This is a genomic window from Mycolicibacterium sp. XJ662 (genome assembly GCF_053484035.1).
The window spans coordinates 178,809-195,519 of sequence record NZ_JBEFTL010000011.1 but is presented as its reverse complement, the minus strand read 5'-3'; the positions used below and the strand labels follow the sequence as shown (position 1 = coordinate 195,519).

The window sequence follows — 16,711 nt, the reverse complement described above, 5'->3', positions numbered from 1 at the left end:
GGCGGCGCTCAGCCGTCGACGACGACGGTGAGGTCGTTTCCTTGACGCTCCACCTGCATGCCGGCGCGACGCGCGATCGTGGCGACGGCGGCGGCGTTGTCGGGTTCGGCCTTAGAGGCCGCGAGGATCCGGGCCAGCCTGCCTTTGTGGGCCTTGTTGAAGTGGGTGACCACCTTGCGGGCGCCGGTGGCGTCTTCTGCGACGACGTCGACGCGCACGGCCTCGGCGAGCCTGCCGAGCGATGCGTATGAGCCCGACCGCAGGTCGACCACCAACTGGGTCTTGGCCAGCCGCGCCAGCGTCGGTTCCAGCGCGGGCCGCCACCGAGCGGCCAACGTGGGTTGTCCTGGCAGCTTGGAGCCCGCCGACAGCCGATACGCGGGGATGAGATCGTCCGCGCGCAACAGCCCGAACAATGCGGAGCCGATGGCCAACCGTTCGCCGGCACGTGCGGCGGCGGCACCATGTAGCGACGCGATATCCAATGCGTCGTACAGCACGCCGGTGTAGCGGCGAATCGCGGGCAAGGTAGCCGCGGTCCGCAACTCCACGTTGCGATCGATTTCGGCGTCCTGCTTCGCCGACAACCCGAGCGCCTTACGAGACGCCGGGCGATCGCGCGCCAGTTCCACCAGTTCATCGATCAACGTGGCACGCACCGGCGTCAGCTCGGGACAGCTCAATGCGTCCAGCCGCAGTGGCGGCCCGTCGCCGCCGGTTCGCTTGGTCTCCGAGGGCGGCAGTAGGACGATCACGCCGCAGAGGTTATCTGGACGAGGGCCGGGGTCAGGCCGGCGGCATACCGGGTGGCGGTGGTGGCGGCATGCCCGGGGGAGGCGGAGGCGGTGGCATGCCCGGGGGAGGCGGAGGCGGTGGCATGCCCGGTGGCGGAGGCGGTGGTGCCATGCCAGGTGGCGGAGGCGGTGGCGGTGGCGGTGGCACCATGCCACCCATCTGCACCACCGGAGCCGGAGGCGCGCCGGGAGGAACCGGTTGCTCGGGCGGCATCGGCAGGAACATGTGGCGGGTGAACTGGTCTTGGTAGGCGCCCCCGCCGCCGATCTTCACTCCGCCGCCTTCACCGGCCGAAACCGGAGTGCCATCCGGCAGTGTCACCGCCGTGTGGCCGCTGTTCCAGCCGACTACCAGTGCGCCGGGCTGCGTGCCGTATTGGAAGCCACGCGCCAGCAGGGCGTTTTCGATATTTCCGGTGTGGAACCGATCTCCGTAGATCGGCCGTCCGGTTGCTGCGTTGGTGACCCAAGAGACCAGGCCGGAGCAATCCGTACCGGCGGGAGAGTCCCCGCCGGTGACGTACGGCGTGCCCGACACCTGGTTCACAAGTGTCAACAGCGTCGCGATAGCAAACACGCGGTCGGACGTTAACAGAGCGTTTTCTATGCCTGCAAAATCTGTGACCGCATTCACAACCTGTCACAACTATCGCGCAGTTCACGAATAGTGTTGATGGTGGCAGTCTTTCGAGGATCTACGGCGCTGGCTCGCCAAACGATAACTCCGACAAGTGAATTACATCGAAAACCACGCTTAGTGCACTAAATGATTTGTAGCACTTCATATCTCAGCCATACGCCAGCAGCAAAGGCACCGTCTGTTCAGCTAAGGTCAGCGAGCCGTGATGGCCGATCAGTGACGACTCCATCGGCTCGACTTCACGCCTAACCATCACGGCAGATCCGCGCGCGGCGGCCACCACATCACCGATGCGCGGCCGCACCGCGTCGCTGACCCGCTCACCGAACCACCCGGCGTCGATCGCCTGGTCGCGAGACACCACCCAGGCGCGATCGGCCAGCACCCCCTGCCACGCCGCGAGCACGTCGTCCAGCGCGCCGTCATCGACGTAGACATGGCGTGCACGCGGCTCGCCACCGACGGCCTGCACACCGCTGAGCAGTTGATTACGGCTATCGATGTCGACGATGTCGGCGGGCTCCGCACTGACCATGCCGTGATCGGCCACGACGGCCAGCAACCCGCCGGGCGGCATCTCCTCGAGGATCGACTCGACCAGCCGGTCGACGTGGCGCAACTGCATCCGCCATGCCTGCGAGCCCGGACCGTACAGGTGGCCCAGAAGGTCGAGTTCGCTGTGGTAGCCGTAGCAGAACCCGTTGGTGGCCAAGGTATCTCGGACGTTCGACGCCAGGTCGCCGAGCGCTTGGACGCCGACGTACCGTCCCCCGCGCAGCGCAGCGCGGGTCATACCCGAGTTGGTGAACTCCGCGCCCGAGATGATGTTGACCGCGACGCCTGCCGACGTGGCCCGCTCGAAGACGGTCGGATGGGGTTGCACGTCCTCGGGCGGCACGTCACCGCGAAGGTCGTTGCCCCAGGGGTGCGGACGCCACCGCAGCGGGTTGATGAGCCCGACGTCGGGCAGCCGGAACGAGTAGCCGACGAGGCCGTGCTCACCGGAGCGGCAGCCGGTGCCCAACGCCGCAAGCCCGGCCACCGTCGTCGACGGAAATCCGACCTGCAACGTCTGCCCTCGCAAACCGGCCAGCACTGGCGCGTCGGCCACGTGATCGTCGAGCAATTGCGCACCAAGCCCGTCGATCAACAGCACACACGCCCCGGCAACGCCGTCGCGCAGCCGAATGCGGTGGTCAAAGCCCTCGACTCCCATCGCGGCGAACACTGACGGCACCACGTCGGCCAGGTGCGGGAGATCGGCGTTGGGCTGCGGTAAGTCCACGAGCCCGAGCCTGCCACAGCCGGGGGCGGCAGTGTCTTTGACAAGGCAATCAACTGCCTTTACCCGGCCTTGACCGTCTGTTGAATCGCCGTTCTGACGATGAATCGGTGATTACGCTTCTACAGGTGGAGCTGGGGGTCCTGGGTCCTCTCCAGGTCCGGCAGTACGGCCTGCCGGTCACCATCCCGGGCGCGAAACCCCGCGCCGTCCTCACGATGCTCGGATTACACGGCGGATCGGTCGTGTCCGCCGATGCTCTCCTCGAACTGCTGTGGGGTGATGATCCGCCGCGGACCGCCGCCAAGGCACTGCAGACACATATCTCGTCGCTTCGACGGGCGCTCGGCGACGGCTTCATCGTGACGCAGGGGGGCGGGTGGACGCTGTGCACGACTGAGATCGATGCCATCCGATACAAGTCGGCGATCAACAAGGGGCGCGACGCCATCGCGGCCGGGGACGCCAGCCAGGCGGTCGCACATTTCGATGAGGCGCTGACGCTCTGGCGCGGTGTTCCGGAACTGCCGGACGGTCCGCGTGGGGTATCCGAGAAGACGCGCTGGCTCGAGGGCCATGCGTCGCTGGTGGAGGACCGAGCCGACGCCGTGCTTGCCACGGGCCGCGCCGCCGAGATCATCGGCGAGCTCGAGGCTGCCGTTGCCGAAGCGCCGCTGCGGGAACGGCGTTGGGGTCAGCTGATGCTGGCCTTGTACCGAGCCGGCAGGCAGGGCGAAGCGCTCGGCGCCTTCAAACGTGCACGAGCGCTGTTGGTCGACGAGCTCGGCGTCGAGCCCGGACCGGACCTTCGCCGGCTGGAAGCTGCGATTGTCGCACAGGACAGTGCCTTGGAAGTGACTGTGTCACCGCATCTTTCGACGGTGACGCGCGCGGTGACCTTTCTGCTTACCGATATCGAAGGATCGACGGCCGCGTGGGAAGCCGATGCGGATGCGATGGCGGCCGCGCTGGCCCGGCACGACGAGATCGTCGAACAGGTGGTTACATCGCGCGGGGGCCGGCTGATCAAGACCCGCGGCGAGGGTGACGCGACGTTCTCGGTCTTCGACCGACCGTCATCGGCCGCTCTGGCGGCCATCGAGTTGCAGGAGGCGATCCGGCACGAGCCCTGGAATCTCATGGAGCCAATGCAGATTCGGGTGGCTCTACACACCGGTGAGGTCGAGCTTCGCGACGGTGACTACTTCGGGCGAGCGGTCAACCGCGCCGCCAGGCTGCGGTCGCTGGCGTGCGGCGGTCAGATCCTCTGCTCGGGGGCCACAGCCGAACTCGTCATCGACTCGCTGCCCGAGGATGTGGTGTTGGCCGATCTCGGGACGCGCCAGCTACGCAACCTCGCGCGCCCAGAGCATGTGTTCGAACTGAGTCTGCTGGCCGTCGACGAATCCCCAGGCCCGTCAACGGAAGAACCCATGGAGCGGCCGGCCTTGCCTGCCGTGCTTGCTGGGCCCGGCCCGTTCGTCGGCCGGGGGGACGAACTCGGGCGGCTTTTGGTCGCCTGGCAGACGACGTTGGCCGCGGGCACGCGAGCGGTGCTCATCTCCGGGGAACCCGGTGTCGGCAAGACACGCCTGGCCGGCGAGTGGTCCCGTCAGGCTTACGACCGGGGCGCCGTCGTGCTCTACGGCCGATGCGACGAGGACCTCGGCGCGCACTACCAGCCGTTCGCCGAAGCGCTTCGGGCGCTGGTTCCCAACATCGGCGCCAACCGCCTGCGGCGGTTACGTGGTGTCGAGGCACTGCTTGCATTGGTGCCCCGACTCGGCGATGTGCTGCCCGATCTGTCCGCCCCGCACCACAGCGACCCTGACACCGAACGTTACGCACTCTTCGACGCGGTCGTCGCGCTGTTGGAGATCGCTTCCGCGGGTGCGCCCGTCGTCCTAGTTCTCGACGATCTGCACTGGGCGGCCAAGCCGACCCTGTTGCTGATGCGCCATCTTCTCCGGTTCGGGGAAAGAGCCCGCGTCCAAATCGTCGGTACGTACCGCAGCACCGATCTCGACCGCTCTCATCCGCTGGCCGCGATGCTCGCGGATCTTCACCGTGACGGTTCGGCCGACCGCCTCGCGCTCGGCGGCCTCGACGAACGGGACGTGTCGACGTATGTCGCCGAGGTCGGATACGACGACGAAGAACTCGCCAGGGCATTGGCTGCGGTTACCGGCGGCAACCCGTTCTTTCTTATCGAGGCGCTGCGCCACGTCGAGGAAAGCGGCGGACACTGGGATCCGACCACACTTCCGCAGGGCGTTCGAGAAGCCGTCAGCCGCCGTTTGTCCCGACTCACGGCCGAGACCAACAAGGCGCTGGCCACAGCGGCCGTCATCGGCAGCAGGTTCGCCATTGACCTTGTCGAGCGGGTACTTGACCAGGACCTTGTCGACGCTTTCGACGAGGCGGGCAAGGCGGGCATCGTCATCGAAGAACACGGCGGCTGCTACCGGTTCAACCATGCGCTCGTGCGGCAATCGCTGCTCGCCGAACTGCCGTCGATGCGACGCATGCGGTTACACCAACACATCGCCGCGACGCTGGAATCCGAGCCCAACGCAGAAGATCTCCTCGGTGAGCTCGCTCACCACTATTTCGAATGTGCGTGGGCGGGCAACGCGGCCAAAGCCGTTCACTACTGTCGACGAGCAGCGGACCAGGCGATGGCGCGACTAGCGTACGAAAGCGCTGCCGACCACTACGACAAAGCGTTACACGCACTCGATGAGATCGACGACGAGCTGCCAGACCGCGACGAACTGCAAGCCGAGCTGCTGATCGCTCGCTGCGAGGCGCTGCTTGCGGCCAACGACGTGGTGTCGGCCAAGGGCGCTGTCGAGCAATTACAAGCCGCAGCAGGGGATTCAACGCGCCTGACGGCTTGGGGAACCTGCTTTGACGGTCAGCTGTCGATGTTGACCGACCCGGAGCGGTTGGATGAGATCGAGGCCGCGGTGAGGGCGGCGGCCAAGACGCTAGCCGGAATCGACGATGCCGCGGGGGAGGCCAACGCGCACACCGTACGGGCGGGATGCCTGGCCCGACTCGGGCGCATCGCGGATTGCGAAACCGCGTTGGACCAAGCACTGACCGCCGCGCGAAGAGCGCGTGACCACCGGCGGGTGAACGCGGTGTTGGTGGGTGCACCGCTGGCGGCGCTGTGGGGGCCCAATCCTGTGCCACGCGCGGGTGGGCGCTGTCTCGATGTGGTTCGGCTGCTGCGAATCACGACGGGATCCCCTGCCGTGGAGGCGACGTCGAAGAGGTGTCAAGGGTTGTTGGACGCGTTTCGTGGACGCGCCGCAGCGGGCCGTCAGTTGATTGACTCGGCTCGGCGCACGCTGACCGAGCTTGGTATGCGGCACGCGTTGCTCGAGGTTGACCAGTTTGCGGGCTTAGTCGAGCTTGTCGCTGACGACCCCGCGGCAGCTGAGCCGCATCTGCGGCGGGCCTACAACGGTTTTCGTCGGATGCGCCTCGACGCCGACACTGCAGAGACCGCCGCGCTGCTGGCAGGGGCGTGTCTGTTGTTGGGCAACGACGTTGAGGCCGACGAACTGTGCGTAGAGAGCGAACGTCTTGCCGGTCACGCGCTGAAGCCGTCGATCGCCTGGCGGACTGTTCGGGCACAGCTGCTGGCGCGCAGTGGTGCGCACGACGAGGCCCGCCGGGCGGCAGAGGAAGCTGTCGCATTGGCCGAACGCACCGACGCCCTAGTGGATCACGGCGATGCGTGCCTGGCGTTGGCGACGGTGTCAGGTGTCGCCGGCGATTCCGTAGGGGCCCGTGCTGCCGCCGAGCGCGCCCTCGCCCTGTATGAACGGAAAGGCGCTGCGGCACTTGCCGAGAAAGCGAGTCGCATTCTCGGTAGTGAGCGTCCGCCTGTCCAGACACCGCTCGACCAGCCGATGGAGGTTTTGGACAACGCCTGCGTGAAGCTAATCCACCGGTTGGATTCGGCGTACGATCGCAGCGCTTGGGGTGAGCTCGAGAAGGAACTCGCACCGGTCGTGACAATCGAAAGCCGTCGCAAGGTAGTCGGGATGCCCCGGCAGGAACTCCCACCCGACGAGTGGCTACGCCAAGCGAAAGCTTATCCCGCGATCGATGCACTGAGACACCGTCACGTTGTCGTCGCCGTGCGCGGCGATCGCCTCGCACTCACCCGACTGGAGATCGGCACTGCTGATGTGAGCCCCGGAGCTCCGCGCGACGAGCTGCTCCAACTCTATGGCCTCGACGAAGACGGTCGACTCGCATTGCACATGTGGTTCGACACCGACGACATGGACGCCGCGATCGCCGAACTTGGTGCCACGTATACGCGCCTTGAGGGTTCAGATCGGCGAGCGCCGCTCGAGAACGCGGCGGTCCGGGCTGACGATCGACTGCTGACTCTCTATGCCGACAATCGCTTGGACGACGTCGGTGCGCTGTTCTCAGAGGACACACTACTCGACGACCGACGGCACGGCCTTCGCCGCGAAAGCAATGATCGCGAAACAGCGGTCAAGAATATTCGCGCGATCGCGGGCCTGGGGGTCGACATCACAAAGACGACTCTCGCGTTGCGTGGCGATCGTTTATGCCTCAGCCACATGCGATATGCAGAACAGGCGACGGGGACCGCCGCCTTCTACGTCGAGGGGCTGGAAATCACCGAGGTCGACACGGACGGGTTGATGGTCGCCAAGGTCGACTTCGACCTCGACAATTTCGAGGCCGCCTTCGCCGAACTCGACGCTCGGTACCTCGCAGGTGAGGCAGCTCCGTATGCAGGCACGTGGTCGGTTATTGCGCAGACGTATGCCGGACTCAACCGCGGCGAGCTCCCGGCGAGAGACTTGGATACCGTCGACCATCGGCATGTAGCCGCCATGGCGCCCGGTGAGGGATCCGCTTACTTCCGCGCTTCCTGGGAGCTTGCCGCAGACTTGCACGTCTATATCGAGGCGGTGCACCGCTTGACGGGTGCCGGAGTGGTCGTCACACATGTGGGGAGTGGGACCTCACAAGACGGTTTCGAGGCCGAGTGGCGTGGAGTCGACATCATGACCGTCGAAGCCGACCGGATCGTCCGCGCCGAGTTGTTCGACGAGGCAGACCTCGATGCAGCGATTGCGCGATTCGACGAACTCACTCTCCCGGTGCCGCGGCTGGAGAATAGGGCGAGCCGAGTTGGGGAGCGCTATTTCGTGCAACTCACGACTGGCGACTGGGATGCAATAACTGAAATCGTGGCTGACAACTTTGTGCAAGACGACCGCCGCCGGGTGGTGGGCGCAGGTATCCGACACGGGCTAGGTGCCCAGGTTTCAGACATAGGGGCTTTTACCGATCTCTCGGTCACGAACGTCACATCCACTGTCGTTGGGACTCGGGGCGAGAACCTTGTCCTCAGTCGTGTCCGCTTCGGATTTGGTGATCAGGGTTCCGGAGCGCTTGTCACCGAATTGCTCGGCGTCGGCGAGGTCGACACTGATGGCAAGATTAGGGCGGCAGTCGCATTCGATCCTGACGACATCCACGCGGCGTTCGAGGAACTAGACGCGCGTTACCTCGGCGGTGAAGCATCCGCCCACGCACAAACATGGTCGGTCATCGTGCGCAACTATGCGGCGTTCAACCGTCACGAGATGCCGTTGACGACGCGCATCCGCGTTATCAACCACCGCCGAGGCGTATCGTTTCAGTCCAGTGATCTGGCCACATACATCCGATCCATGTGGGACTTCGCCCCAAACACGGCGGCGCACATCGAAGCCGTGCACCGATTGACTGATTTCGGGGCGGTCTTCACTCAGGTCGCCAAGGGGTCTACACATCAGAACTTCGAAGCCGAATGGCGCGAGATATGTCTGCTATCGGTCGACGGCGAACGTATCGGCAGCTGCGAGCTGTTCGACGAGGCAGACCTCGACGCTGCTGTTGCCAGGTTCGATGATCTCACGCATCGGGGACCACCACTCGAGAACGCGGCGACTCGAGCCTACGCACTTGCGCAGACCTACAACTTAGCGAACGACTGGAAGCGCTTGGCGCAGACGATCGCCGAAGACCTTCTGGTCAACGATCGTCGACTGGTCGTCGGGGCGGGAACACGACACGGGCGCGATGAAGCAATCACCGATATGCGGGCGACGGCAGCGTTGGGCATCACTAGCGTGACTTCCGCGATTCTCGCAATCCGCGGGGAACGTCTCGCGCTCGTACGGTCTAGCCACTCACGTCCCGATCAACGATCTGGAGGCTTTCTCACAGAGGTGCTGGTTGTCTACGAGACAAACGTGGATGGAAAAATCGCGGCAGCGGTTGTTTTTGGCTTCGACGAGTTCGACGCCGCTTTCGCGGAGCTCGAAATGCGTTTCCTTGCCGGGGAGGCAGCCGAGCACGCGAACACTTGGTTGGCGATCGTGAACGCCTACACCACCGCAAGCCGGCACGAGCTACCTCCGATGACGCCCGGCTTGGTCAGCGTGGACCACCGTAGGGGCACCGCGTTTCCGCCCGGTCGCATAATCGACAGCCTTCGTACCGCTTGGGACATCACACCAAACCTGGTTTTTCACATCGAGACGGTGCATGCGCTGAACGATTCCGGAGCGGTCATCACCCGGCTTGCGACCGGTACATCACAGGACGGCTTTGACGCCGAGTGGCGGTCCATCGATCTGCTTATGGTCGACAACAATTCGTCCAGTCATTACGAAGTTTTCGAGGAGGCAGATCTCGAGAGCGCGCTCGCAAGGTTCGATGATCTGAGCCAGCCTGCACCACGACTGGAGAACGCGGTAAGCCGTGTCGCCCAGCGCTTCTTGACCGACTTCGAAGCCCGCAACTGGGACGCGATGTACAAGGCGCTCGCAGACGACTATGTGGTCGATGATCGTCGACACACCGTCACTGCCGGATTCCGGCAGGGTCGGGAACTCGCGCTTACGGATCTGCGTGCGACCGTGGACGTCGTTGGAATCGCGAACGCGATGTTCGATGTCATCGCCACCCGTGGCGATCGCCTCGTCCTCACTCATACCCGTTACTCAAGTGCCGAGCGGCCGCCCGAGGGCGCTGTGTACGAAATTCTTCAACTGTTCGAAGCGGATGCCGTCGAGCGGTTGACGGCTGTAGTCGTGTTCGACCTCGATGACATCGACACCGCGTTCGACGAGCTTGACGCACGTTACATCGCCGGCGAGGCAGCCCAATACGCACAGACGTGGACGGTTGTTTCAGGCCTCTACGCAGCCTTCAACCAGCGCGAATTTCCCGAAGCGACCCGTGAGTGCTTGGTCGTCGATCACCGACAAGGGGTGTCGTTTGCGTCGGGTGTTAGCCCACATGAATACCTTCGTGCCGCATGGGAAGTCACAGCGCGGGCGACCATCTACATCGAGGCCGTTCATGGGTTGAGCGACCAAGGCGCGGTGATCACTCACAAGGCGTACGGGACTTCGCAAGACGGCTTTGACGCCGAATGGCGGAAGATCGACGTCGTAACGGTCGACGGTCCGAAGCTGAGTCGACACGAACTGTTCGACGAACACGACCTCGACAGCGCGCTCGCAAGGTTCGACGAGCTGACCCGGTCAGCACCACAACTCGAAAATGCAGCGAGCCGAGTGTATGAGCGATTCAACAGCGCCTACACAGGCGGCAATTGGGAAGCCTTGGCAACAACCATGGCGGATGACTTCGTCGCGGACGATCGTCGTCGATTGGTAGGCACCGGAAGTCTGCGGGGCCGGGACGCCGCGATCGCCCACGCGCGAACAACCGAACAAATGGGGGTAGTCAATTCGACCTCGGCTGTCGTCGCTATGCGTGGCGAGTATCTCGCGCTTATGCGTGCACGGTTCTGGGGTGACGACCCCCGACCCGATGCCTTTCACGCTGAGGTGCTGCACCTGGTCGCCATCGACCCGCAACACAAGATCACGACTTTCATCGCATTCGATACGGCCGACATCGATGCGGCGTTTGCCGAACTCGATGCGCGTTACCTCGCCGGCGAAGCGGCACCCCATGCACGCATCTGGTCGGTCGTCGCGGGAGCATTCGCTGCAATCGTCCGGCACGAAATCCCGGCCGTGACACCGGATTGGGCGAACGTCGACCACCGCCGCGGTGCAGTCGGGTTCGTACCTGGCGACCTGATCTCGCGCACCCAGGCGACCTGGGACGACTTGCGCGACTTCAAGGTCTACATCGAGTCCGTACACCAACTCAATGACGATGGTGCGGCGGTCACCTATGTCGGTACTGGAACGTCGACACAAGGCTTCGAAGCCGAATGGCGAGAAATCAGCATGTCGTTGGTGGACGGGGATCTCGTCAGTCGCACGGAGCTCTACGACGAGTGTGACCTCGACGCTGCACTCGCACGCTTCGATCAGCTCGTCTCGGCGGTGACACAACTGCAGAATGCGGCGACCCAAGTGGTCGAGCGCTTCCGCGACACATTCGCGACCGGCGGCTGGGATGCCATACGCGAGATCTTCGCCGAAAACTTCACCATTGACGATCGTCGGCTGACCGTGAACGCCGGTCTGCGCCACGGTCGTGATGCCGAAATCGATGATCTGCGCGCTGCCGTCGACGTCGGCTTTGCGGACGTGGCGGGCAACGTCATCGCGACGCGCGGGGCAGGCCTTGCCCTCCTTCGTGTCCAGTGGTCGGGCCAGGATCAGCCCGCCGAGCCGTTTTCCAACGAGTGGCTCGGCGTGGTCGAGGTCGACCCAGACGAGAGGGTGACAGCGCTCGTCATCCTCGATATCGACGCCGTCGACTCCGCTTTCGAAGAACTCGATGCGCGCTATCTCGCGGGTGAGGCGGCCGCCTTTTCGGACACGTGGTCGCGAGTCACTGCCAATTACGCTGAACTGAACCGACACCAGTTACCCCGCACGACACCTGACTGGGTCAGTGTCGACCACCGTCGCGTGACCGCATTCGCGACCGGCGAGCTGACACCGTACATTCGCGCCGGGTGGGAGCTGGGCGAAGAGTTCACCGTTGGGGTCGAGGCTGTCCATCGGTTGACCAACCTCGGGGCAGTTGTCACCACCGCGGCGCGGGGGATCTCCCGAACCGGCTTCGAGGCCGAGTGGCGACAGGTCGTGTTGCTGACTTTCGACGGCGATCTGCTCAGCCGATGTGAGCTCTTCGACGGCGCCGACGTCGACGCCGCGCTCGCACGGTTCGACGAGCTCAGCGACCCACCCAGATGATCAGGCCGGCACCGTTGCCAGCGCCTGTTCGACGCACTGCGACCAGCGAGCCCGGTCGACCGTCTCGAAAGCCGTGTCACCGCCGAACGCACTGGAGATCACGAGGTCCGGGCTGACGCTGTCCAGCAGCTTGAGGCTGTCGCGCATGGCGGCGGGGTCGCCGCGGCCTGGCACCACAAAGGTGGACCAGGTGCCCGTGTCGGTCGGAAACATCGTGTCACCGGTGAACAGGTACTTATCGCCGTGAATACCGGTCACCAGATAGCACGTACTTCCCGGCGAATGTCCCGGCGTCGGAAGTACTTCCACACCGTTGTCGTCCACGTGTCGCACCGCGCTCAGCGCAATGTCGACGCGATCGTGCTTGGAGATGTCGTCGACTTCGGCCGCGGGCGCATGCAGGCGCCGCCCGAACCGCTCCGAGATTCGGGCGAGGTTCGGTCCGGCTTCGTCGAGATGCGAAAGGTACTGCGCGCTCACCCCGCCAAGCGAGTCGAGCGCGTCGAACTCCGCGTCGGTGGCAGGGTTGTAGAACAATACGTTGCCGGCCGGCCGACGCCACAAGTAGGCGTGCGTGGTCAAACCAGGGAACGGCGAATCCATTCGCGTCTGGAACAGATCATCACGGATGGGTGTCAATGTGCTACTCATGCTCCCCAGCCTGCAATCTCAACCTTTGTTGAGGTCAATACTTGATCGAAGTCACGTTTGAGTCCATATGACCCTGGTAATCCGTAGGCAGTCGAAAGGTGAGGTCTTGGGTCGAATCGTGGTAGCCGCCAGTCCGCTGGCCGGACATGTCGCTCCGATGTTGCGTATCGCCACCCGCCTCAAAGACCACGGCCACGACGTCGTTTTCATCACCGGCTCCGAGTTCGGCGACGACGTTCGCCGCGCCGGATTGCCCCTGCAGGCGCTCGACCGCTCCGGGCCTACCGTCGAACCACCATCGCCCTGGGTACTGCACGCACCGAAGCTGTTGCGCCGCTACCTGCTTGGCATGGCCGAGATACGCTCGACCTTCGTCGAGCCGTTGACCGCCCAGTTCCACGCACTCAACCAAGTGCTGGAAAAGGAGCCCGTCGACACGGTGCTCGCCGATCTGACCTTCACCGGGGTGCTGCCCCTGGTGCTCGGCGAGCAGCCGCGCCCACAAATTCTGGCCGTCGGCGTCGGCCCGCTCACCCTGACGAGCGCCGACACCCCACCCTTCGGAATGGCGTGGCAACCGCAGCCCGGAACGGACTACCAACCGATGAACGACGTGGTCCGGAAGTTCCTCCTGCGCGGAATTCACGCCGACCTGAACGACGCACTCGCCCGCTGCGGCACACCACCGTTGCCCGTACCGCTCACGGACTGGCCCCGGCTGGCCGACCGGCTGCTGCAGCTGACCGTGCCCGGATTCGAGTACCCCCGCAGCGACCTGCCCGCCAACGTCGACTTCGTCGGACCTGTCATACCGGACAACTCCGAACGTTTCGAGCCGCCGCCGTGGTGGGACGAGATCATCGCGGCCCCGACCGTCGTCCACGTCACTCAGGGCACCTTCGACAACCGGAACATCAACCAGTTGATCGGCCCCACGCTGCGGGCGTTCGAGGGCACAGACGTCGCCGTTGTCGCAACCACAGGTCGCCCTGTTGAACAAACCATGACCGCAGACCTTCCGCGAAACGCGTTCGTCACCGATTGGATCCCGTACTCGATGCTGCTGCCGCACGTCGACGCCGTCGTGACCAACGGCGGCTACGGCGGCGTGCATCACGCGCTGCGCCAAGGTATTCCGCTGGTCATCGCGGGGGAGACGTCTGACAAGGCGGAAGTGGCCGCCCGGGTGGCCTACTCGGGTGCCGGCGTCAACCTCGGCACCGCTACGCCGACGTCCACGCAGATCAGAGCGGCGGTGACGGACGTGCTCAGCGAATCCTCCTACCGCGCAGCGGCACACCGGATCGGCAGCGACATCGTCGCCTCCGACGCGCTGGGCACCATCGCGCAGCGTGTCACCGCCACCACCAGAGCATCCGAACTCTAACCGCTCACTGCACAATTCGCGCAGCAACGTCATCGGCGACGGCCAACGCCTGCGAATCCTCGGCCGGTATATAGCGATCAGCGACTGCGTCGTGGGCCGCGCCCGCAATCGCCGCATGGTCGGTGTCGAGTTCGACCAGTTCGACGGGCCACTCATTGGCGCGCAAGGTCTCCGCGAAGTCGCGGCTGACGGTCACCGGAACGATCTGATCTCCGATGCCGTGCAACAGCGTCATAGGTGAGCGGTCATATCCGGACAGATCAGTCGGTAAGGCTTCTCCCGAGATCGGGTCGGCCACCACGAACGCACCAGCCAGGCAGACGGTGCGCGTGAACCGCACGCCAAGCGCCCCGGCATGGATCGTCGCCCCGGCCGCGGCGAGCCCACCTAGCGACCATCCGACCAGCACCAGCGCGTCGGGGTTCGCACAGCGACCACGCGCAAACTCGAGCGAGCCCAGCAGATCGGCGCGACCACGGTCGTCGGCCTGCGAATTCCAGTCGGGCACCACCACAGTGAAGCCGCGGTCCGCCACCCGTTGCGCGAGCGGACGCATCGTCTCTCGAGCGTCGGTCTGCGCCCCGTGCCACATCAGAACGGTGCGTTGTCCTTGCTCGCCCCAGAGATCGACCTGCCGGCCCGGAGCGTATTCGGCTGTCTCCATGGACACAGGCATTCCCCGCCGACGCGTGGAACTAACGGACCAAGACGCGGCGCACCAGCGCGTCGAGCGTACTTGCCGCAAGATATGAGGCCATCGCGGCTTCCACGCTGCGCCCTGATCTGGGGGTGCGGTTCCGGCTGATGCGGTGGATCTGCTCGGTGTACCAGATGGTTTCGGCCGCTCCGGCGAACCGAGCAATGCGGCCCCGCCGCGGTCGGGCCGTGCTCACCGCACCATTACCGGCCACCAAGCGCTGCGCGATATCCGGTTCGAGTACCAGCGGCCGAGCCACACCGCATACGTCGATCGCACCGGACGCCAGCGCGGCTTCCATCGCCGCGGCGCTTCGCAGACCTCCGGTCAGCATCAACGGCATACGTGCGCGTGCCCGTACGCGTTCGGCATAGTCGAGAAAATAGGCTTCCCGCGCGCGGGTCGACTCCGCCGCCCCGGTCATCATCGCCGTCGACTCGAACGTGCCGCCCGATATCTCCAGTAGATCGACACCCGCATCGCCGAGGCTGTCGACGACGGCCATCGACTCCTCCTCGTCGAAGCCGCCGCGCTGAAAGTCGGAGCTGTTGAGCTTGACGGCCACCGGCACCTTCGGCCCGACCGCGCCGCGGACCGCATCGATGACCGCAAGCAGAAAGCGTCTGCGCCGCGCGGCGTCGCCACCCCACATGTCGTCGCGCCGGTTGGTCAGCGGCGACAGGAACTGTGAGATGAGATAGCCGTGGGCGGCGTGGATCTGCACACCGTCGAAGCCGGCGTGCACAGCGATCTGTGCGCTGCGCGCGAAACGCTTTACCAAACCCTCGATTTCGTAGACGGTCAACGCTCGTGGCCGCGCGAAGCCACCCCGGAGGCTCGTCATCTCCTGCGCCGACGGAGCGAGCGGACGGCTGGACAAACTGCGGGGTATCTGCCGTCCGGCATGGTTGAGCTGCATCCAGCAGTGCGCGCCGTCGGACCGGGCGGCATCCGCCCAGGCTCGCAACGTCTCGATGTCGCGGCGGTCCTCGACGACGACCTGGCGCGGCTCGGACACCGCGGCGCGGTCGACGATCACGTTGCCGGTGACCACCAGCCCGCATCCGCTGCGCGCCCAGGTGTCATACAGCCGCACGTGTGCACGGGTGGGTTTACCGGTGAGCGTCGCCAGCTGCTCACTCATCGCCGCCTTCGCGACACGGTTCGGCAACACTGCGCCACAGGGCAATTCGAGCGGCTGTGCAAGCATCATGCCGGCCGAGTGTACCGTTCGACGAACCGCCGCAGGATGATCGGCGGGTACTGCACATCCCACTGTCGCGCAGCTTCTTTCAACGCTTCTGCGGATTCCGGCGCGAAGTAACCGTGGTTCTTGTAGACGGTGATGCGGGTGAAGATGCCGCCGATGTCGAGTTCGGGATGGAACTGTGTGGCGTAGACGTTCTGGCCGACGCGGAACGCCTGGACCGGACAATCCGGCGACGTCGCCAGGCATGCGGTATCCGGGGGAAGCTGCGAGGCGGCCTCCTTGTGCCCGCCGTAGGCGTCGAAAGCCTCTGGCAGATCGGCAAATAGCGGATCGTCGCGGCCCTCCTCGGTGACGGTGATCCGCATTCCGCCGACCGGTTCGGTGTAGGTGCGGTCGATGGTCGCGCCGATGACGGTGCCGAGCGTGCCGACGCCGTAACAACATCCGAGGAACGGAAAATCCTGTTCCACCATGCGCGCGATCAACGCCAGCAGCTCGGACTCGGCGCGTTGTTGCACGGCCGATTTGGCATCGGCCGGATCGCTGACGTTGTAGGGTCCGCCACCCAGGATGACGCCCGACCAGTCGGCGAGGTCGACGGGCCCAAGCGGGCGGTGCGTCAGCCGGATCCGGTGCAGGCCGGTGGCGTCCAGCCCACCGAAACGCATCATCGCCAGGTACTCGTCGTCGGCGGCTTCGTCCTCACCGCGGATCGACAGCAGCAGAAACGGACGATGCGTTAAATGCACGGCACCCCGCGAGCCAGCTGAGCCCGCGGGGTGTCGCACCCATCTAGTGTCGGTCAAAC

9 protein-coding genes are annotated in these 16,711 nt (G+C 65.0%); 2 read left to right on the top strand and 7 right to left on the bottom strand.

Going from position 1 to position 16,711, the window contains the following annotated elements:
- Window positions 1-8: 8 nt before the first annotated feature.
- From yaaA to ABQE93_RS23490, 3 genes are all read right to left on the bottom strand, one after another.
- Window positions 9-755, bottom strand: a complete 747-nt coding sequence (yaaA, locus tag ABQE93_RS23500; RefSeq protein WP_448410837.1) for a peroxide stress protein YaaA — start codon at window positions 753-755, stop codon at window positions 9-11.
- A 31-nt stretch (window positions 756-786) separates the two neighbouring features.
- A complete protein-coding gene (locus ABQE93_RS23495) occupies window positions 787-1,371 on the bottom strand; it encodes an NlpC/P60 family protein (protein WP_448410836.1) in 585 nt (194 codons plus the stop codon).
- A 211-nt stretch (window positions 1,372-1,582) separates the two neighbouring features.
- Window positions 1,583-2,719, bottom strand: a complete 1,137-nt coding sequence (locus ABQE93_RS23490; protein WP_448410835.1) for an alkaline phosphatase family protein — start codon at window positions 2,717-2,719, stop codon at window positions 1,583-1,585.
- Window positions 2,720-2,844: 125 nt separating this feature from the next.
- Between ABQE93_RS23490 and ABQE93_RS23485 the strand changes: the two genes are divergently transcribed.
- The gene (locus tag ABQE93_RS23485) at window positions 2,845-11,958 is read left to right on the top strand and encodes a BTAD domain-containing putative transcriptional regulator (RefSeq protein ID WP_448410834.1); all 9,114 of its coding nucleotides are present in this window, start codon (window positions 2,845-2,847) and stop codon (window positions 11,956-11,958) included.
- Here the strand turns inward: ABQE93_RS23485 and ABQE93_RS23480 are convergent, their stop codons facing one another.
- The gene (locus ABQE93_RS23480; RefSeq protein ID WP_448410833.1) at window positions 11,959-12,609 is read right to left on the bottom strand and encodes an MBL fold metallo-hydrolase; all 651 of its coding nucleotides are present in this window, start codon (window positions 12,607-12,609) and stop codon (window positions 11,959-11,961) included. It lies immediately after the preceding gene.
- Between the two features lie 106 nt (window positions 12,610-12,715).
- On the opposite strand from ABQE93_RS23480, the gene ABQE93_RS23475 reads away from it, so the two are divergent.
- Entirely contained in the window at window positions 12,716-13,996 is a 1,281-nt protein-coding gene (locus ABQE93_RS23475) for a glycosyltransferase (RefSeq protein ID WP_448410832.1), read from the top strand.
- A 4-nt stretch (window positions 13,997-14,000) separates the two neighbouring features.
- Here ABQE93_RS23475 and ABQE93_RS23470 read toward each other — a convergent pair whose 3' ends face one another.
- From ABQE93_RS23470 to ABQE93_RS23460, 3 genes are read right to left on the bottom strand one after another with little or no spacing between them, the layout of a single operon-like run.
- The gene (locus ABQE93_RS23470; RefSeq protein ID WP_448410854.1) at window positions 14,001-14,660 is read right to left on the bottom strand and encodes an alpha/beta hydrolase family protein; all 660 of its coding nucleotides are present in this window, start codon (window positions 14,658-14,660) and stop codon (window positions 14,001-14,003) included.
- A gap of 31 nt (window positions 14,661-14,691) precedes the next feature.
- Window positions 14,692-15,903 carry an NADH:flavin oxidoreductase/NADH oxidase family protein gene (locus ABQE93_RS23465; RefSeq protein ID WP_448412466.1) on the bottom strand — a complete coding sequence of 404 codons (1,212 nt, stop codon included), beginning with the start codon at window positions 15,901-15,903 and terminating at the stop codon, window positions 14,692-14,694.
- A complete protein-coding gene (locus ABQE93_RS23460; protein ID WP_448410830.1) occupies window positions 15,903-16,691 on the bottom strand; it encodes a glutamine amidotransferase in 789 nt (262 codons plus the stop codon). Before ABQE93_RS23460 ends, ABQE93_RS23465 begins: the two co-directional genes overlap by 1 nt.
- Window positions 16,692-16,711: the final 20 nt, after the last annotated feature.

Bases quoted from the DNA above. Each gene is read 5' to 3' on its own strand.
- ABQE93_RS23480 (WP_448410833.1), bottom strand. From the start codon at position 12,609: ATGAGTAGCACATTGACACCCATCCGTGATGATCTGTTCCAGACGCGA.
- ABQE93_RS23465 (WP_448412466.1), bottom strand. From the start codon at position 15,903: ATGCTTGCACAGCCGCTCGAATTGCCCTGTGGCGCAGTGTTGCCGAAC.
- ABQE93_RS23470 (WP_448410854.1), bottom strand. From the start codon at position 14,660: ATGGAGACAGCCGAATACGCTCCGGGCCGGCAGGTCGATCTCTGGGGC.